Source organism: Shewanella sp. AS16 (assembly GCF_021412365.1).
GTDB lineage: Bacteria > Pseudomonadota > Gammaproteobacteria > Enterobacterales > Shewanellaceae > Shewanella > Shewanella salipaludis.
On sequence record NZ_JAKCLK010000002.1, the window covers coordinates 36,390 to 55,119 of the forward strand.

At 55.9% G+C, this 18,730-nt stretch carries 15 protein-coding genes and 1 riboswitch; of the genes, 9 read left to right on the forward strand and 6 right to left on the reverse strand.

Translation table 11 applies throughout. The annotated features are described in order from the left end of the window. Positions 1–156: 156 nt before the first annotated feature. Both LZP73_RS05035 and LZP73_RS05040 read right to left on the reverse strand, forming a co-directional pair. The gene (locus tag LZP73_RS05035) at positions 157–2,109 is read right to left on the reverse strand and encodes a TonB-dependent receptor (RefSeq protein WP_234233376.1); all 1,953 of its coding nucleotides are present in this window, start codon (positions 2,107–2,109) and stop codon (positions 157–159) included. A 105-nt stretch (positions 2,110–2,214) separates the two neighbouring features. Continuing rightward, positions 2,215–2,431: riboswitch (cobalamin riboswitch) on the reverse strand. 100 nt (positions 2,432–2,531) lie between these two features. Next, positions 2,532–3,182 carry a hypothetical protein gene (locus LZP73_RS05040; RefSeq protein ID WP_234233377.1) on the reverse strand — a complete coding sequence of 217 codons (651 nt, stop codon included), beginning with the start codon at positions 3,180–3,182 and terminating at the stop codon, positions 2,532–2,534. A 431-nt stretch (positions 3,183–3,613) separates the two neighbouring features. On the opposite strand from LZP73_RS05040, the gene azu reads away from it, so the two are divergent. After that, positions 3,614–4,087: an azurin gene (gene azu / locus LZP73_RS05045; RefSeq protein WP_442800715.1), complete on the forward strand. Its 474-nt coding sequence runs from the start codon at positions 3,614–3,616 to the stop codon at positions 4,085–4,087. A gap of 38 nt (positions 4,088–4,125) precedes the next feature. Here azu and LZP73_RS05050 read toward each other — a convergent pair whose 3' ends face one another. From LZP73_RS05050 to LZP73_RS05060, 3 genes are all read right to left on the reverse strand, one after another. After that, positions 4,126–4,731, reverse strand: a complete 606-nt coding sequence (locus LZP73_RS05050; RefSeq protein ID WP_234233378.1) for a pentapeptide repeat-containing protein — start codon at positions 4,729–4,731, stop codon at positions 4,126–4,128. A 341-nt stretch (positions 4,732–5,072) separates the two neighbouring features. Further along, positions 5,073–5,384, reverse strand: a complete 312-nt coding sequence (locus LZP73_RS05055) for a DUF3622 domain-containing protein (RefSeq protein WP_234233379.1) — start codon at positions 5,382–5,384, stop codon at positions 5,073–5,075. A gap of 151 nt (positions 5,385–5,535) precedes the next feature. Continuing rightward, a complete protein-coding gene (locus tag LZP73_RS05060; protein WP_234233380.1) occupies positions 5,536–6,567 on the reverse strand; it encodes a DUF808 domain-containing protein in 1,032 nt (343 codons plus the stop codon). Between the two features lie 212 nt (positions 6,568–6,779). Here LZP73_RS05060 and rpiA point away from each other — a divergent pair, with 212 nt between their 5' ends. Next, complete coding sequence (rpiA, locus tag LZP73_RS05065; RefSeq protein WP_234233381.1) at positions 6,780–7,433, forward strand: ribose-5-phosphate isomerase RpiA; 654 nt, start codon at positions 6,780–6,782, stop codon at positions 7,431–7,433. A gap of 164 nt (positions 7,434–7,597) precedes the next feature. Here the strand turns inward: rpiA and LZP73_RS05070 are convergent, their stop codons facing one another. After that, the gene (locus LZP73_RS05070; RefSeq protein WP_234234205.1) at positions 7,598–9,115 is read right to left on the reverse strand and encodes a CYTH domain-containing protein; all 1,518 of its coding nucleotides are present in this window, start codon (positions 9,113–9,115) and stop codon (positions 7,598–7,600) included. 231 nt (positions 9,116–9,346) lie between these two features. Here LZP73_RS05070 and LZP73_RS05075 point away from each other — a divergent pair, with 231 nt between their 5' ends. The 7 genes from LZP73_RS05075 to LZP73_RS05105 all read left to right on the forward strand — a co-directional run bounded on the left by LZP73_RS05075 (position 9,347) and on the right by LZP73_RS05105 (position 18,721). Beyond that, entirely contained in the window at positions 9,347–10,027 is a 681-nt protein-coding gene (locus LZP73_RS05075) for a TIGR00153 family protein (RefSeq protein ID WP_169565160.1), read from the forward strand. A gap of 24 nt (positions 10,028–10,051) precedes the next feature. Beyond that, positions 10,052–11,320: an inorganic phosphate transporter gene (locus LZP73_RS05080; RefSeq protein WP_234233382.1), complete on the forward strand. Its 1,269-nt coding sequence runs from the start codon at positions 10,052–10,054 to the stop codon at positions 11,318–11,320. A gap of 113 nt (positions 11,321–11,433) precedes the next feature. Continuing rightward, positions 11,434–12,012, forward strand: coding sequence for a TIGR04211 family SH3 domain-containing protein (locus tag LZP73_RS05085; protein WP_234233383.1), 579 nt, complete (start codon positions 11,434–11,436; stop codon positions 12,010–12,012). A 236-nt stretch (positions 12,013–12,248) separates the two neighbouring features. Then, complete coding sequence (putA, locus tag LZP73_RS05090) at positions 12,249–15,443, forward strand: bifunctional proline dehydrogenase/L-glutamate gamma-semialdehyde dehydrogenase PutA (protein ID WP_234233384.1); 3,195 nt, start codon at positions 12,249–12,251, stop codon at positions 15,441–15,443. Positions 15,444–15,871: 428 nt separating this feature from the next. Beyond that, positions 15,872–17,047: a copper-containing nitrite reductase gene (gene nirK, locus LZP73_RS05095; protein ID WP_234233385.1), complete on the forward strand. Its 1,176-nt coding sequence runs from the start codon at positions 15,872–15,874 to the stop codon at positions 17,045–17,047. A gap of 125 nt (positions 17,048–17,172) precedes the next feature. After that, positions 17,173–18,051 (forward strand): hypothetical protein, encoded by an 879-nt coding sequence (locus tag LZP73_RS05100; protein WP_234233386.1) that lies wholly within the window; start codon positions 17,173–17,175, stop codon positions 18,049–18,051. Between the two features lie 22 nt (positions 18,052–18,073). After that, the gene (locus tag LZP73_RS05105) at positions 18,074–18,721 is read left to right on the forward strand and encodes an SCO family protein (protein ID WP_234233387.1); all 648 of its coding nucleotides are present in this window, start codon (positions 18,074–18,076) and stop codon (positions 18,719–18,721) included. Positions 18,722–18,730 lie beyond the last annotated feature (9 nt).

Below are 18,730 nucleotides of genomic sequence, written 5' to 3' on the forward strand. Positions count from 1 at the left end.
GCGGGCCTGAGCCCAACGCTCTCACTGGCCCTAGATATATGGGTAATAGGCTTTAATCGGGGAACAAAAAAAGCCGGACCCGAGTCCGGCTTTGCAGCAGGTTCAGCCAATACCGAACCACACTGGCACCAGCAGGTTAACGCCTGGCTATGAGGCTTAGAAGCGATAGCTGGCGCTCAGGCGCACGGCGCGGCCGGTGCCGGAGTAATAGCCATTGCCCCAAACACTGTAATAACCGGCACTGACATAATCCTTATCGAACAGGTTATCCACCCTCAGGCTGGCGAGCCAAGCCTGATGGCTGTAGTTGAGCGCCAGATTCGTCAGCACATAATCATCGAGTCGAGGATCCAGGTTGGCATTATCACCTTCGATGAAACGCTCACCCGTATACTGGGCTTCGGCGAATACTTGCCACTGGCTGTCGATATCCACGCTGACATACCCTCTGCCAGTGTGCTTGGCGACCCAAGACAATGCCTTACCCTGGTTCATGCCTGCGGTAAATTCCGCGTCCGTGTAGTTGTATTCCAGTCCCAGCTGAATGTCCCGACTCAACTGCCAATCCCAGTCCAGATCAGCGCCGTAACGACGAGATTGATCCGCGTTGACGTTGGCACCAGGATAATTGCCGCCTATAGGTGTTGGTGCGCTCGCATCGAACACTATCTCATTCTCCAGAGCCAGCCGGTACAGATTAAGACTCAGGGTCTGGGTCGACAGGGACCAATCCCAACCCGCCTCGTAGGAACGGCCCGTCTGGGGTTTGAGTCCCAACACCCCAGGAGAGGTATAGGCCTGCTCGTCCACCTTGGCGAAACGGAAGTTACTCTCGGCACGCAGATAGAATCTGTGATCATGGCTTGGGCGATAGTTCAGCCCCAGTTCCAGGGCACTGGCGTCTTCATCCAGATCTATTCCCAGAGGATACGCATCCTCATCTTCGAGAGAATCCGATACATCTGAATAACGGCCCCCGACCACATAACTCAGGCTCTGGGTCAGAGGCACGTCTGCCTGTACATAGGCGCTCAAGAGTTGCTGCACATTGCTGCGCTGCATGTAAGACAAATCAAAGTCGGCCTCACCGCGGCTCACATCGGCACCGGCGATGATGTTCAACTCGCCATTACGGGTGGCTATGCTGGCCATGGCCTTGGGATTAAACTCCAACAAGGAACGGCTGTTTTCGCCACTTTTCGAGACCACCAGGGTATCACTGTAATTTACATCCGCCGCCAACGCCCAGGCTTGAGTCAGCTGATGCTGATAGCCCATGCGCGCCGCCGTGGTCATGTTGTGATAATAAGCACCTTTGCTCCATTCATTGGCCTGGCGTGGATTGGCCTCGAACTCTGCCTGAGTCAGTGCCCCCGGCGCTTCACGCTTGTCGTCATAATAACCGGTCTCGACGAAGAACTTATCCGTCGTCGTTTGGTACTGCACCCGTCCCAGGATGGAACCGGTTTCATTATCGTTGTTGTCGCGATAATTTTCGCTCTGCTGATAGCTTCCCGCCAGATAGTAGCGCCAGTCCTGATTGATGGCACCCGATACATCGGCACGACCTTCATAGGTATCGAAGCTGCCGCCGGACACTTGTACGCTGCCGCCGCTGGCATTGGGCGCCTTGGTGATGATGTTGATGACGCCGCCAACGGCCTGATCGCCATAGAGTACGCCGGCACTACCGGAGAGGATCTCGACCCGCTCGACCTGGTTCAAGGGAATGGCATTGATGCTGGGGGCGGCTATGTCGATATTATTCAAACGACGGCCGTCAACCAAGATCAGCGTGTTGTTGGCGGCTTGACCTGCGCTGAAACCACGCAGGGCGAATACCGCACCCGAATTATTGTCAGAAACCTGGAGCCCACTCTGGCCGCGCAACAACTCGGTCAAGTTAGTCGCGCCGCTCATTTGGATTTCGGCACTGTCGATGACGTTGACATTGGCGGCAATATTCAAGATGGACGCTTCGGCACGGCCTATCACAGTGAGGGTTTCATCGACATGAGAGGCAACATCGCCTGCCTCGGCGGCGAAGGTGAACGGCAGGCTCAGCAGGCCGGCGATCAGTATTGACAGTTTTGTAGCTTGTGTTCCCATTGACCTTTAACTCCTGAAAGGAAAACGGGGCATGGGTGCCGCACCAGAGCCCCCCACTGATAGCAGGAGCGCCACTGGCACATTTCGAGATCTGCCCACCGAAATCGCGAAATCACCTTAAGGGCCGGTCTCCGGACTTAGGTTATGTGCTGCGGACAGACATAGCTGCCGACTCACCCGAGCCCGGGCTTTTTTAACGCTCATCCTTGCGAGCGCGCCCGGCTCTCACCTCATACCGTTGCGGGGGCAGTGCCTGAATCTCACAGGCTTCCCGATTATCCCGTGCTGTTACCGCACAGGCACCACTAAAGGTTGACTGAAATTAGTTTTAATCATCAGAGTCAGGCGGTCTCCCGCCTGGACGGGCGCATTATAGACGTCTATATGGATAAATGTCTAATGCAGGGCGACAGCCGCAGGCGCTACTTGAGTGATAGGGGCTGAATGGTCGCGACAAAGTCACGGTAGTTGGTGGCGGCCAAGGGAACTTGGCGCAGGTTGAAGACCTCGCGGCGATCAGACTTATGCAGCAGATAGAGATCCACCTGCCCCAGGATGGCGGCATAGTAGCCTATCTCCCCCCTGGGCTCTGCGGGGGCGGGTTGCAGCTTGGCATCAGACTGGAGCACTAACTCGGTGCAGCCCATGATGGCCTGAAAACCTGGATGACCATCGACCTGGGTCTCACCCAGCTTCTGATAGACCAACTCCCCCCGGCACACATCCCGATAGCTTATCGCCAGTCGGTCGAGGAACTGCTCGGCCGTGACTTCGGCGGCCAGGCCCTTGAAGCTTTGCACACAGATCATGGATGACCAGCTGCCGAGCGTCTGCTCCTGAGGCACAAATTCGGCCTGGATCATGTTGACTTGTGTCTCGTTGGACGCGCGCTTCCATCCCTGGGGTAAATTGAACCCCAACTTTTGACTGAACCCGGTCAAAGCCGGCTGCCCGGGCTGGTCGGCCGGCACTTCGGCCAGCACAGGGGAATAGCTCAAGCAACAATAGAGTCCCAGTGCCATGACGCCTGGGGCCAATGAAATACTCACAGCTGCTGTCGAAGTCGCTTTCATACCGCTTGCATCCTTGTTCCATGGTGTAAAGAGAAAACGCTGTCAAACTTCCTTCAATTCTAGTTCGCTAACCTGACTTCACAAGCTGGGCGCGGCAACCAAGGTTTGCCGCTCTATGTCACCCTAGGCTCAAGCCTCTGGCCGTTAGCCGGCATAGCATACATGGCGCGCCTTCCCATGCCCTCCCCCACATGACAGTCTGCCTGGTACGAAAGCAAAACAAGATTAGCTGAAAAAGTGTACAATGTTCTGTGTATTTATTTCGGCAACCCGAGTCGCTCACACTCAGTCGACAGCGGCTGAGCCGTGGGCCGGACAACATATGTAAAGCGCTCGAAAACTCAATTGCAACCAATTCTCATTAATGTTTAAGTGTTTTTCAATCTCTATGGCTAACCTGGGTTAGCCGAACCAACAGAAGGACAATCACTATGAACAACAGCAAAATGACCAAACTTCTCAGGGGGGGGGTCGCTCTGGGGCTTCTCCTGGGAATAAGCGCTCACGCCAGCGCCAACGAATGCGAACTCGCCATAGGTGCCAACGACGCCATGCAGTATGATAAGCAGGCGTTAAGTGTGCCGGCGAGCTGTACTGAAGTCACACTCACCCTGACCCATACGGGGAGCCTGCCGAAAACGGCCATGGGCCATAACTGGGTGCTGAGCAAGGCCGAAGACATGGCCGCCATTGCCAATGATGGCATGACGGCCGGTCCCGAGCACAACTTCATCATGGACGCTGATACCCGAGTGCTGGCCCACACCAGCCTGGTTGGCGGCGGCGAGTCAGCCTCTGTGACCTTCAGCACCGCCGGCATGACCCAGGAACAAGCCTATAACTTCTTCTGCTCCTTCCCGGGTCATTGGGCCTTGATGCAAGGCAGCTTCAGCATCACGCCCTGAGACGGATCACAGGCGCCCCGGCGAGGCGCCTGTGATACTCAATCCACTATGCAAATGCCCAGGCCAGCGAGCAGCCTCACCGCCTCGAAGCGATCGAACCTGGCCTGCTGCACATTATTATGGCGCACATCCAGATCATACTGAGTGGCATCGACAAAGTCGGCCTTGACCAGCTGGGTATTGGCAAACAGGCTATTGCTGAAATCTGTGCCGGCAAACTGGCCGCCATTGAAATTCCCATCCCTGAAATCCACCTCGTGTGCCCTGCAGCCTGTCATGACCAGTCCACTCAGGCTCAGGCCGAAGAAAGACGAGTCGTTCAACAGGCAGTCGCTGAAATTGATCGGCGCCGACAGGGCCAATTGCGGCCAGCTGGCCCGGCCCCAGTTGATACCCAGCAGCTTGCATTCGGCAAAACTCACCTCGGAAAAGCGACTGAAGGCCAGATCCACCAGGCTCAAATTACACTGGCTGAATTGGCAATCGATAAACTCGCATCTTTCGAAGCGGGCATCGCTGAAATCACAGCCCAGGAAGTGGCAAGCCTCGAAGCGCTTGCGTCTGAGTTCCTGCCCGGCAAGCTCCAGGCCCTCGAACGTTTTGTTAAGGTATTCCTCTGTGTCTAGCTCAAACAAATTATTCACACTCCCAGGTATCAGTTCTGTGCAGTCTCACTTGGGCCACTCTAGCATAGACTCGCTCCGACATGGCTCCACTCTGGCATAGCTCCACTCTGGCATGGCTCTATCCTGACACAGCTCCACCCCGACATAGTCCTATCCTGACAGAGACTCGCTCAAGCCTGGGCAGGCAATGCCGCCGGGGCCAAAATGGGATTTGTCGGCAACAAAAAAGCGAGCCCATGGGCTCGCTCTCTTCGTACAGCCATATTTGGTGAACATGACCGAAACGCCACTTGGCTTAACTGCGGTTGTTCAAATAAGCACTCATTTCCGGAAGCGGAAAAGAGAGCCTGGCCAGCGACCTATTCTTCGTCGCTGTCTTCAGCTTCATCATAATTGCGCTCGGCCGCCAAGGCCGCCGCCAAACGTTTTTCTTCGGCGACTTTGGCCGCCTGGGTACGTTTCTCAGACTGCTGCTTGTTGCGCTCTACCTGGGCCTGCAAGAAAGACTTGAGCGTCTCTTCACCCCAGGCCTGGGCCTCGGCCTCTGTCGCCATGCCGTCCCTGAACTTGGAGACCACTGTCTTGGTCGATGTCATGCGTCTGACTATCTCGGCTTTCCAGCCCTTGCTGCTTTCGGTGACGCGAAAGTCGTATTTCTTACCTTTGCTCATTTGCTCTATTCCTCAATGATTTTTCATCGTTTGTTTTACCAAGCGGACGAAACGCTCACCATAAAACAAAGGGGGCGCAGTGTACTCGATTTCGCCGATAAAATATCGCTTGGGTGAAAATATTCTTGCCCGTAAATGAAACCGCCAGGGTTCAGCCTCTGAGCCTCTGTATTCCCGTCAGCAGCAGCAAACATACACCGCCGACCATGATCCCAAACAGGCCATTGAGCAGGCTTGGGGTAAAGAAGGCCAATCCTGGGCCCAGCAGCGCGATGCGGCCCACGGCTTCGGCAGCCCAAGCCAGCTTGTCTCCCAGGAAATGCAGTCCATGGGTCAAGATGCCGCCCCCCACCATAAACATGGCCGCGGTACCGACCAGGGTCAATGTCTTCATTAACTTAGGCGCGGATAACAAGAGCAGGCGTCCCAGACGTCGCCCCGGCAGCGCCATAAAGTGTTGCGGCGCACGCCGACTCAGATACAAACCCACATCATCCAGCTTGACTATGGCGGCCACCAGACCATAGACCCCCAAGGTCATTATGACGGCTATGATGCTCAGGGTGGCGAACTGGGTCCAGAGGCCAGAATCCGCCACTGTGCCCAAGGTAATGGCGATGATTTCTGCCGACAGCACGAAGTCGGTGCGTATGGCACCTTTGACTTTTTGTCGCTCCTGGGCCCTGAGGGCGGCAACGTGCGCCAGCAAGGGGTCCACCGCTCCCGCTGGTGGCGCATCTGCCTGTGCCGTGGCGATTTCGCGTTCGGGCGTCGGCCCTATGCCCGGTGCTGTCCCGTGCCGGGTAGGCTCATTCACCGCCCCTCCTCGACTGCCTGCTTTCCTCCTATGGCTGTAGCTATGATGCAGCTTTTCGAAACCTTCGAAACAGAGAAATAGCCCGCCGAGCATCAGCAAGGGGGTCACGGCCCAGGGGATGAAGGCGCTGATCAGCATGGCCGCCGGCACCAGGACGAGTTTATTGCGAAAGGAGCCCATGGCCACGGCCCATACCACAGGCAACTCGCGTTCGCTGCTGACACCCGACACCTGCTGGGCGTTGAGGGCCAGATCGTCCCCCAGCACGCCGACGGTTTTCTTGGCCGCCACCTTACTCATGAGGGCCACATCATCAAGAATGCTGGCAATATCATCCAGCAGGGTTAACAGGCTAGCGCCGGCCATATCGACTCCAATCGAAGAAAATCCCAATAGCCATATTAACCCAAGCCGAATGACTGTAATACCTGAGTTTTTCTCTCTGCCAATCGGTAAATATTTTGTGATTGCAGCCAAATATTGCCATGAAAGCTGCGGATTTTTGACCACCTATGCCGTGGGGAAAGGGTATACTAGGCGCTGGATTTCCCACTCATATGCCGTTACAGGATGTCATTATGACTCAAGATGAAATGAAAAAAGCTGCCGGCTGGGCCGCACTCAAATATGTCGAAAGAGACAGTATCGTTGGGGTGGGCACAGGCTCTACCGTCAACCATTTTATTGATGCGCTGGCGACCATCAAGGCCGATATCGAAGGCGCCGTCTCCAGCTCAGAGGCTTCGACCGCCAAGCTGAAGGCGCTGGGGATCCCGGTTTACGATCTCAACAGCGTCGATCAACTCGACATCTATGTCGACGGTGCCGATGAGATCAATCCCCAGATGGACATGATCAAGGGCGGTGGTGCCGCACTGACCCGGGAAAAAATCGTTGCCGCCGTCGCCAAAAAATTCATCTGCATCGTCGATAATACCAAGCAGGTGGATGTTCTGGGTGAGTTTCCATTGCCGGTGGAAGTCATCCCCATGGCGCGCTCTTACGTGGCCAGGGAATTGGTGAAGCTCGGCGGGGATCCCGTGTATCGCGAAGGCGTAGTGACAGACAATGGCAATGTGATCTTGGATGTCTACAACATGAAGATCCTCAATCCCAAGGAGATGGAAGACAAGATCAATGCCATAGTCGGCGTGGTCACCAACGGCCTGTTTGCCAAACGCGGTGCCGATGTGTTGCTGGTCGGCACCCCTGAGGGCGTGAAGACCTTCTAAGCTAGGCCCTGAGCCAGCATGCCCGGGCATGCTGGCTGAAGTACTCAATTCAAGCTCTCTCTCCAAATGCGCTCAAATCACTCTAAGCTCTCTATCTAAGTACCTAATCTCAGTGCTTTACCTAAGTACTTACCTAAGCGCTTTGTCTATGGGGTCGTTGAAGCTCAACCCCAATAGGGGACATTCTGCAGCGCACTGCGGCGGGAATGCTCCATGGCAAACAGCAGGCTCTGGTGCTTATCATAGAGCCAGGCCTCCATATCCAGCCCGGCGGCGCTGCTCAATTCGGCCAACAACAGATAGCACCCGAGCACATGTATGCCAACGGCGAGATCCTGCCACGGGGCCCGGAATTCATCCCGCAGCGCCTGAGGATACAAACCACCGTAAGCCAGTCCCACCAGGAGGCACTCATCCAGGGTGTTGGCCAATTGCAGATAATCCTGACTCGCCAACCTTGCCTGCACTGGCATGGCCTGTTGGAGTCGGGACCAGGACGCCTGCTGGCAGAGATCGGCGAAGTCTTTCAAGTTGGCGGCCAGGGACGGCACCTGGCTCTTCTCCAGGCGCAACAATTGCTGTACCAGCGCCAGTTGTAACTGACCATATTCGGGCAGCGCCCAGAGGCCGCTCAAGCGCTGTGGCAGCTTAAGTTCATCGAGCGCCTGCAGCAAGGCATCGGATAAGATCTGCGCCCGGGGATGTTTGGCGAACAAATTCGCATCTTGGCCTAGCAAGCCTACCAGAGTCTTGCCCTGGTCGATGAACGCCAACTCGGCTTCGATACAGGCAAATCCCGATGCCAGCATGCTATCCAGTAAGTCGAACTGCGCCAGACTGAGTCTGAGGAAACGAATGCAGGCACGCAGCCGTGTCCAGAGTACCACGGCTTCGCAGGGATCATTCTCGGCGGCCAACTGGGCCTCCAACAACTGCCAGCGTTCCAGCCCGGTTTCCACCAGGGTCTGTAGAGTTTGCGTCTGATTGAGCTCTGGACTCAGGGCGATAAAGTCGAGCGGTTGCGGCACCAGGCTGCTCCCCTTTGCCACCGACCGACTCTCAGCCAACTGGTAGCCTCGTTGGGCCTTGCTGGCCTTGCCCAGCCTGACCGGCACCCGCTTGGCGACCAGTTCCGCCAGGGTCAGGAGCGCCGAGGTGTCGCCGGCCAACAGCTCAAACTCGAGCTCACAGATGGCCTGTTGCCGTCCCTTGGCCGTTATCTTGCCAAGGTCCAATGCCACTTCGACTAAGCTGGCCCCACAGGCACTGTCAGCGCCTTCGACGCTGATGTGCCAGGCGCGGCGGGTAAAATCCGTGTGGAACAGGCAAGTCAATCCGGCTTGGGTGGCGGCCACGTCGGCTCCCTCTGGCCAGATTTTGGCAGGAAACAGGCTCAAATCTGGGACATTTTGCGTGATGGTGACATTATATTCGGGTCGGGAATGAATACCGCCGACCACCTTGCCCGCCGTTTTTATCGTCTGTTCCCTGTGGGCATCCCGACGCCTGACCCGCAACCCCATGTCCCAGCGACGCAATTGCAGCTCAGGGGTATCGAAATAACCATTAGCCAGTTGCACCTCGGCGTGCGCTTCGGCACCTGGGAAGGCATCGAGGATTTTTATCAAGGTTTCTTGGTAGTTAGGTGGGAAAAACAACTTAAGTTCTATCTCGGCATCCATCAAACAACGGCTCGCTTTGTCATCAAATATTCATCAGCACGTCATTATTTAGTCATAATGTCACATTGCTGTCATAAAAATCCCCTAGTATTGGGATTTGCAGTTCATATATAAGCGGTTAGAATAATCCTGTGGTTTTTTCTCAAAAAACACAGTTTCAATACGCGGACGCTTGAGTTAACATGCGCCCGCTTTTTCCAATAATGGAATAACCTAAATAGGTAAACGGCAATGCCAGTAAACTCTATTTTGGGCGTGTTTGCAAAATCGCCAATTAAGCCTCTACAAGAGCATATAGACAAAGTATACGATTGTGCATCCATACTTGTCCCCTTTTTCGAAGCGACTATCTCGGGTGACTGGGATAAGGCCGCTCAGCTGCGTAAGCAGATAAGCCTGGCTGAGAAACAGGCCGATTCACTCAAACGTGAAATCCGTCTCACCCTGCCCGGTGGCTTGTTTATGCCGGTTGAGCGTACCGATCTGCTGGAGCTACTGACCCAGCAAGACAAGATAGCCAACAAGGCAAAAGATATCTCTGGCCGCGTCATCGGCCGTCAACTACTCATCCCTAAAGTGATGCAGCCCCCCTTCATCGCCTATCTGCAGCGTTGTCTCGACGCCGTCGCATTGGCGCAGCAAGCCATCAACGAACTGGACGATCTGCTCGAAACAGGTTTCCGCGGTCGTGAAGTGGATCTTGTGGCAAAAATGATTAACGAACTGGACATCATCGAAGAAGACACCGACGACCTGCAAGTTCAGGTACGCCGGCAGTTATTCGCCATGGAATCGGAACTGAATCCTGTCGATGTAATGTTCCTCTACAAGATCATCGAATGGGTCGGCGACCTGGCCGATCTTGCCGAGCGTGTCGGTTCACGCATGGAGCTGATGCTGGCTCGCGTTTAACAACAAGATTATCAAGGTAATAACATGGTTGATGTATTAATCACCAATGGCCCCTGGCTCATTGGTATTGCGGCCGCTTTTGGCTTTTTGATGGCATGGGGTATAGGTGCCAACGACGTAGCCAATGCGATGGGCACCTCGGTTGGGTCCAACGCAATCACAATTAAACAGGCGATCATCATAGCGATGATATTCGAGTTTGCCGGCGCCTATTTAGCGGGTGGCGAAGTCACCAGCACCATACGCAACGGCATCATAGATCCTGCCTACTTCACCGAGGCGCCGCAGCTGCTGGTCTATGGCATGATAGCCTCCCTGCTGGCCGCAGGTATCTGGCTGGTAGTAGCGTCGGCATTGGGCTGGCCCGTGTCTACCACTCACTCCATAGTCGGCGCCATCATAGGTTTCGCCGCCGTGGGTGTGAGCACAGATGCCGTCATATGGGGCAAGGTTGGCGGTATCGTCGGCTCTTGGATCATCACCCCGGCCATCTCGGGTTTCATCGCCTTCATCTTATTCCAAAGCGTGCAGAAGCTGATCTTCAACACGGATAATCCGCTGGCAAACGCCAAACGTTACGTGCCTTTCTACATGGCATTGGCCGGTTTTATCATGTCACTGGTGACCATCACCAAGGGTCTGAAACACGTAGGTATCCATTTCAGCAGTGTCGAAGCCTATGGCTTAGCCACAGCGATCGCCATCCTGATCGCCATCGTCGGCAAGATAGTCATTTCGCGTCTGAAAATGAGTGACAAAGCCGATCGCCAAGCCCATTTCGGTAATGTCGAGAAAGTGTTTGCGGTACTCATGGTCATGACGGCCTGCTGCATGGCCTTCGCCCACGGCTCCAACGATGTGGCCAACGCCATCGGCCCCTTGGCCGCAGTGGTTTCAGTGGTCAGCAGCGGCGGTGAGATTGCCTCCAAGTCTGCCCTGGTATGGTGGATCCTGCCGCTGGGTGGCATAGGCATAGTCATGGGTCTGGCCATCTTCGGCAAGCGCGTGATGCAGACTATAGGCAAGAACATCACCCACCTGACGCCGAGCCGTGGCTTTGCCGCCGAGCTGGCTGCCGCTACCACAGTGGTCATAGCCTCGGGTACTGGCCTGCCAATCTCCACCACCCAAACCTTGGTTGGGGCCGTGTTGGGTGTAGGTATGGCCCGTGGTATCGCCGCCATCAACATGGGCGTGGTACGCAACATAGTAGTGTCTTGGGTCATTACTTTGCCGGCCGGCGCCGGTCTGTCGATCATCTTCTTCTATATGATCAAAGGCATTTTCGGCTAGGCCAGGGCTCAGTCGCCAGCATGAATGAGAGGGAAGTCATATGACTTCCCTCTTGCATTAGCGCCGCCAAATCCCTAGCATGTGGACAATCTTTCGTTGATGAGAATTGATAAGTGTTAAGACTCCTGACTCTGGCAGCGATATTGCTGCTCTCTCCCAGCTTGTTGGCCGCAGGCCAAACCCGTTATATTTCCGACAATGTTTTTCTCTATCTCCTCGGTGGCCCCGGCACCCAATACCGCATTCTTGGCAGCGTCGAAGCCGGCCAGCCAGTGACCTTCACCGGCGAAACCCAGGCGGAATATTCCAAGATAGTCGACCATAAGGGGCGTGAAGGCTGGGTGCAGACCGACATGCTGAGCGCAGAGCAAAGCTTTCGTGAACGTTTGCCCCAAGTCGAGGCCAAGCTGGAACAGACCCAACAGCAGTTGAACAGCCTGCGTAACAGCAGCGACGGTGCCATGCAGGAACTGGCGAGCCTCAAGTCACAACTGAACAAGACCCAGAGAAGCCTGGAGCAGGCCAGCCAGGAACGCGATCAGGCGACCGACAAACTGGCGAATATCGCCAGGAATGAAAGGTTTAACATGTGGAGCCAGGGCGTGATGATCGCCGGCATAGGCATGATAATAGGCATCTTCCTGGTCTATCTGCCAAGACCACAGCGCCGCAAGAAAGATCGCTGGATGTAACCCTTCCTCACCTTGCAAAACAAGCCAGCCCATACCCAGCTGGCTTTTTTTTATCTGCGCCACCGAGACAAATTTTCATCCAGATCAAACTTGCTCTACTTAGTGTGCGACTTTGGTGTCGCCCGGCAAATTTTGGTTGTATAATCTCGCGCGAAAAACGCCCACATTGTATACAAAAATAAGAAAGCGTTTTTTCTATTCAACGACAGTGACACAGTCCCTATAAACCGGCCCAGATGGAAGCGATTATTATGTTCAAAGCGAGTGAAGTACTGGCAGGTCGTTACGACAATGCCAATCTCGACGAACTGTTCAAAGCGATCAGCGATAACTATATTGTCGATGAAGAACAATATCTGTCCGAACTGATCAAGCTAGTTCCGTCGAGCGATGAAGCGATCCAAAGGGTCACTCGTCGCGCTCATGATTTGGTGGATCAGGTTCGCCAATACGACAAGAAAGGCTTAATGGTTGGCATAGACGCCTTCCTGCAGCAGTACAGCCTGGAGACCCAGGAGGGTATCATCCTCATGTGTCTGGCCGAGGCCCTGCTGCGTATTCCCGATGCCGACACCGCCGATGCCCTGATCGAGGATAAACTCTCGGGTGCCAAGTGGGACGAGCACATGAGCAAGAGCGACTCGGTACTGGTGAACGCCTCCACCTGGGGCCTGATGCTGACCGGCAAGATAGTCAAGCTGGACAAGAAACTCGACGGCACTCCGAGCCACCTGCTCAAGCGTCTGGTTAACCGCTTGGGTGAACCCGTGATCCGCCAGGCCATGATGGCGGCGATGAAGATCATGGGTAAGCAATTCGTTCTCGGCCGTACCGTCAAGGAAGCGCTGAAGAACAGCGAAGACAGACGCAAGCAAGGCTACACCCACAGCTATGACATGCTGGGCGAAGCGGCGCTGACCGCCAAGGATGCCCAGAAATATTTCGACGACTACTCCAACGCCATCGCCACCTTGGGGGCGCAGCAATACGATGAGAGCCAGTCGCCACGCCCTACCATCTCGATCAAGCTGTCGGCACTGCATCCACGTTACGAAGTGGCCAACGAAGACAGGGTTCTGACCGAACTCTATGCCACAGTGATCCGCCTGATAGAACAGGCCCGCGGCCTCAACATAGGCATATCCATAGATGCCGAAGAAGTGGATCGCCTCGAGCTGTCACTCAAGCTGTTCAAGAAACTCTACAACTCGCCGGCCGCCAAGGGTTGGGGATTGCTTGGCATAGTAGTGCAGGCTTACTCCAAGCGCGCCCTGCCGGTACTTGTGTGGTTGACCCGTCTGGCCAAAGAACAGGGTGATGAGATCCCGCTGCGTCTGGTAAAAGGCGCCTACTGGGACAGCGAGCTCAAGTGGGCCCAGCAGGCGGGCGAAGCCGGCTATCCGCTGTTTACCCGTAAGGCGGGCACAGATGTGTCCTACCTGGCCTGTGCCCGCTTCCTGCTGTCCGATGCCACCCGAGGTGCCATCTATCCGCAGTTTGCCAGCCATAATGCCCAGACAGTTGCCGCCATCATGGACATGGCCGGCGATCGCCATTACGAGTTCCAGCGCCTGCATGGCATGGGACAAGAGTTGTATGACACTGTCTTGGCGGAAAATCGTCGCCAGACAGTGCGCATCTATGCCCCCATAGGCGCCCATAAAGATCTGCTGCCTTACCTGGTACGCCGCCTGTTGGAAAATGGCGCCAACACCTCGTTCGTGCATAAACTGGTCGATCCCAAGACCCCTATCGAGTCTTTGGTGGTGCACCCACTGACCACGCTCAAAGGCTACAAAACCCTGGCTAACAACAAGATAGTGTCACCCGCCGACATCTTCGGCGCTGAACGTAAAAATTCCAAGGGACTCAACATGAACATCATCTCAGAATCCGAACCTTTCTTCGCGGCGCTGGACAAATTCAGCGACACTCAGTGGACCGCGGGTCCCCTGGTCAACGGCAAGACGCTTGCGGGTGAGACTCACCCTGTGCTGAGCCCGTTCGACACCTCACTGACCGTGGGTCAGGTAGCCTTCGCCGACAGCCAGGCCATAGAACTGGCATTGGCCTCGGCCGACAAGGCCTTCAGCGGCTGGTGCCGTACCCCGGTCGAGACCCGCGCCAATGCGCTGCAGAAGCTGGCCGACTTGCTGGAAGAAAACCGTGAAGAACTGATCGCCCTCTGTACCCGTGAAGCGGGCAAGAGCATCCAGGACGGCATAGACGAAGTGCGCGAAGCGGTCGACTTCTGCCGTTACTATGCGGTGCAGGCCAAGAAGATGATGGCCAAACCCGAGCTGCTGCCGGGCCCGACGGGTGAGCTCAACGAGCTGTTCCTCCAGGGACGCGGCGTATTCGTCTGTATCAGCCCATGGAACTTCCCATTGGCAATCTTCCTGGGTCAGGTCGCCGCGGCGCTGGCGGCCGGTAACACAGTTATCGCCAAGCCTGCCGAGCAGACCAGTCTCATAGGCTACCGTGCCGTGCAACTGGCACACCAGGCGGGTATCCCAGCCGAAGTGCTGCAATTCCTGCCGGGCACGGGTGCCAGCGTAGGCTCGGCCATCACAGGCGACGAGCGCATAGGCGGCGTCTGTTTCACCGGTTCTACCGGCACAGCCAAGCTGATCAACCGTACCCTGGCCAACCGTGAAGGCGCCATCATTCCCCTGATCGCCGAAACCGGCGGTCAGAATGCCATGGTAGTGGATTCGACCTCACAACCCGAGCAAGTGGTCAACGACGTGGTGTCCTCTTCGTTCACCAGTGCCGGCCAACGCTGTTCGGCGCTGCGGGTCCTGTTCCTGCAGGAAGACATAGCGGATCGCGTGCTGGACGTGCTCCAGGGCGCCATGGACGAGCTGAGCATAGGCAATCCTGGTTTGGTGAAGACGGACGTCGGCCCGGTGATCGACGCCACCGCCAAGGCCAACCTCAATGCCCACTTAGATCACATCAAGCAGGTAGGCAAGCTGATCAAACAGCTGGAACTGCCCGCCGGCACGGAAAAAGGCCACTTCGTGGCCCCGACCGCAGTGGAAATCGACTCCATCAAGGTACTGGAGAAGGAACACTTCGGGCCTATATTGCACGTGATCCGTTATCAGGCCGCGGATCTGCCCAAGGTGATAGACGAGATCAACAGCACCGGCTTCGGCCTGACGCTCGGCATCCACAGCCGCAACGAAGGTCATGCGCTGAACGTGGCCGACAAGGTCAACGTGGGTAACGTCTACATCAACCGCAACCAGATAGGGGCCGTGGTCGGAGTACAACCCTTCGGTGGTCAGGGCCTGTCGGGCACGGGCCCCAAGGCCGGTGGTCCACACTACCTGACCCGTTTCGTGACAGAAAAGACCCGCACCAACAACATCACCGCCATCGGCGGCAATGCCACCCTCTTGTCACTGGGTGACAGCGAGGAATAAGCACCGCGTAGGCACTTTGGGTGCCACCTTGAGTGCCTATTATGAGCCCGAACCGGGCTGATGAAATAAAAAGCCAGACTGCAGGTCTGGCTTTTTTGTTTCGGCTATCCGGATGTTCCTCCCTGCCAGCCTTTGCCAGGCGTCATGTTGCGCTGGCCATCCGAGGTTGGGGCCGGGTTTGCTCAATTGTTGCCCATGACTGAATTCAGATACTGCTGCAAGGCGCCTTTGAAGGAACGCCATGGCGCCATTAACACAAAATTGGGCTTGAGATCACACTTGTTAACATTCTTGACTTAACTTGACCAAAATCAAGTACCCGGCTTCCGTAACCCCTTAACCTTGGCTGCAACAACACACTAACAAGCATCAGAGACGCTCTGGCAGTTCGAGCTCTAGGATGACAAGCGTTAATAACGGAGCATCATATGAAAAAGCACACTTCAAACTCTCCAGCTGTGATCGACGAACAACGCCGCCAATTCCTGGGGGGCTCTGTCGGCATGGGCTTAGTAGGTGCAGGATTGGCCGCAGGTTTAATCTCGGGCCAGGCCCAAGCCGGCACCAATGCCAAGAAAGTGGATCGCATGGCCAATTACACAGCAGATCAGCTGGAGCGCGTGACGCTGGAGCTGGTGAAACCGCCAATGGTGCCCAAACACGATCAAGTTGCCAAGGGCAAGCCCAAGATAGTCGAAGTGAAACTGGTCGTCGAAGAGAAACAGGTTGAATTGGAAAATGGCACCAAGGCCTGGGTATGTGCCTTCAATGGCAGCGTACCGGGTCCGCTGATCGTTTGCCACCAGCACGACTATATCGAACTGACCCTGGTTAACCCCAAGACCAACGCCCTGGCCCACAACATAGACTTGCATGCGGCCACCGGCGCCTTGGGCGGCGGCGCCATGACCTTAGTGTCTCCCGGGCAGGAAGTCACCTTCCGCTTCAAGGCCACCAAGACGGGTACCTTTGTGTACCACTGTGCCCCGGGCGGCGTAATGATCCCCTGGCATGTGGCCATGGGCATGCATGGCTCCATCATGGTGTTGCCAAGAGACGGTCTCAAAGATGGCGAAGGCAACCCCATTCGCTATGACAAGGCCTACTATGTGGGTGAATCCGACTTCTATGTGCCAAAGGATACCAAGGGCCAATACAAGAGTTATGACACAGTCACCGGCAGCATGAATGATGTGTTGGAAGTGATGAAGACCCTCACCCCATCCCACATAGTCTTCAACGGTGCGGTGGGCGCCCTGACAGGCAAGAACGCCATGACGGCCAAAGTGGGCGAATCTGTACTCTTCATCCACTCCCAGGCGAACCGCGACACCCGGCCGCACATCATAGGTGGTCATGGGGATTACGTCTGGGCCTCGGGTTCATTCACAGATGCGCCGCAACAAAATCTGGAAACCTGGATGGTTGCCGGTGGCAGCGCCTGCGCCGCCCTGTATACCTTCCGTCAACCCGGTCTGTATGCCTACGTCAACCACAACCTGATCGAAGCCATAATGAAAGGCGCCGCCGGTCACGTTAAGGTCGACGGTGAATGGGACGACAACCTTATGGTGCAGGTCAGAAAACCCAGCAACATAGCCTAACGGCTTGAGCCTGGGCCCAGGGAGTCGACTCCCTGGGCCCTTCATGCCTTCAGTCACGACTCAGTGCAGACTGTCAACCACAGATAATCACAACCAGAGTCGCGCCATTGCAGCCAGGAGAAACTATGAAGGACCTTAGCTTCCGGCGTATGCCGCGCTTCATGTCGCTATGCCTGGTTATCGCCGCCATGGCATGCGCCCCATTGAGCCAGGCCGCCGAGCAGGAAATCGACTACTCCCTCTATGGCGCCGTTTACGCCTGGTACGCTCAATTGGATCTCGGGGTACTGCCCCGCCACTTGGCCACGGCAGACAGCGAACTGGATTTTGCCGAATACCCTCAGGCCCAGCCCCAGAGAGGGGCCCACCATATACTCAAGCTCACCCAGCTGACGGCCGACGACGCCCAGCGCCGGGTAGAAGTCACTGTCGATTACCAGGACAGACCGACTGATGGCGACTTGGTCCAGGGCCGCTATCTGGTTCAGGAACTCACCCTGACGAGCGACGGCTTTAAAGTGAGCCGCAGCCAGACCCGAGTCAACGAGCCGGATGACTTCACTTCCCGCTACCGTGCCGCCGCCGACAACAATCTCATTCGGGCGTTGCTCTATCGCTGGACCCAGGCCCTGGACAGCCAGGCACAAGCCCAGCCGCCACAGACAGGCCTCATGCCCATGCTCGCCGAGCATGCCCAGTTTGAGAGCCCTGAGCCCCAGGTGCAGGCGCCGCAGCAATACCTGCCTTACCTGAGAGTGCTCAAACATAGCAAGAGCCGGCGCGCCATCAAGAACCTGAATATCGAGCCAGGCTCGGCCGCAGCCGAGTACCGGGTCAACTTCGAATATCAATGGACAGCAATCAACCAAGAAGGCGATACCGAATTGGCGCAACTCGGGGTCGAGATGCGGATTGAGATAAGAGATGGCGTCGCCGTCATAGCCGCCTACAGGGAAGCCTACCTGCCGCCGGTGACGGATCCCGGCGCCGAGACCCGTTGTTAATTTGCCAGAAGAGGACAAAGCCATGACATCGATAAGACACAAACACACTCGTTGGGGCAGCCTCCTATGCTTAGGCCTGGGCTTAGGCTTGGGACTGGTCTTCAGCACCGCCAGCTGGGCCGGCATGCCGATCCTCAAGGGCATAGGCGGCGACTTCAGCCTACAGAGCAGCAAGGGGGGCGAAGTGCAACTCTCAGACTTCAAGGACAAGGTGGTGATGATGTTCTTCGGCTATACCAATTGTGCCGATATCTGCCCAACCACCATGGCGCACATCAGCCAGCTGATGCATAAGCTGACCCAGGAGCAAAGGTCACAGATCCAGGTGCTGTTTGTCAGCATAGACAGCGACTATGACACGCCCAAACACCTCAACAAGTACCTGAGCTACTTCGACCCCAGCTTCATCGGCCTGGTCGACAGCCGGGAGAAGATAGACAAGGTCGCCGCCCTCTTCAAGGCCGACTATGTCAAGCTCGCCGATGAGAAGGTCACCACAGAATACAAGAAACTCAGTGTCGAAGATAAGAATGCCCCGGCGCAACAGGGTTACCTCTACTCCCACACGGCCAAGATCTATGTCTTGGACGGTAAGCAAAGAGTCAGGGGGTTCTTCTATACCGGCACCCCGCTGGCAGAGATGCAGCAACAGATTGAAAGTTTACTTTAAGGAGATAAA

Bases quoted from the DNA above. Each gene is read 5' to 3' on its own strand.
- LZP73_RS05035 (WP_234233376.1), bottom strand. From the start codon at position 2,109: ATGGGAACACAAGCTACAAAACTGTCAATACTGATCGCCGGCCTGCTG.
- LZP73_RS05040 (WP_234233377.1), bottom strand. From the start codon at position 3,182: ATGAAAGCGACTTCGACAGCAGCTGTGAGTATTTCATTGGCCCCAGGC.
- azu (WP_442800715.1), top strand. From the start codon at position 3,614: ATGAACAACAGCAAAATGACCAAACTTCTCAGGGGGGGGGTCGCTCTG.
- LZP73_RS05055 (WP_234233379.1), bottom strand. From the start codon at position 5,384: ATGAGCAAAGGTAAGAAATACGACTTTCGCGTCACCGAAAGCAGCAAG.
- LZP73_RS05060 (WP_234233380.1), bottom strand. From the start codon at position 6,567: ATGGCCGGCGCTAGCCTGTTAACCCTGCTGGATGATATTGCCAGCATT.
- rpiA (WP_234233381.1), top strand. From the start codon at position 6,780: ATGACTCAAGATGAAATGAAAAAAGCTGCCGGCTGGGCCGCACTCAAA.
- LZP73_RS05070 (WP_234234205.1), bottom strand. From the start codon at position 9,115: ATGGATGCCGAGATAGAACTTAAGTTGTTTTTCCCACCTAACTACCAA.
- LZP73_RS05075 (WP_169565160.1), top strand. From the start codon at position 9,347: ATGCCAGTAAACTCTATTTTGGGCGTGTTTGCAAAATCGCCAATTAAG.
- LZP73_RS05080 (WP_234233382.1), top strand. From the start codon at position 10,052: ATGGTTGATGTATTAATCACCAATGGCCCCTGGCTCATTGGTATTGCG.
- putA (WP_234233384.1), top strand. From the start codon at position 12,249: ATGGAAGCGATTATTATGTTCAAAGCGAGTGAAGTACTGGCAGGTCGT.
- nirK (WP_234233385.1), top strand. From the start codon at position 15,872: ATGAAAAAGCACACTTCAAACTCTCCAGCTGTGATCGACGAACAACGC.
- LZP73_RS05100 (WP_234233386.1), top strand. From the start codon at position 17,173: ATGAAGGACCTTAGCTTCCGGCGTATGCCGCGCTTCATGTCGCTATGC.
- LZP73_RS05105 (WP_234233387.1), top strand. From the start codon at position 18,074: ATGACATCGATAAGACACAAACACACTCGTTGGGGCAGCCTCCTATGC.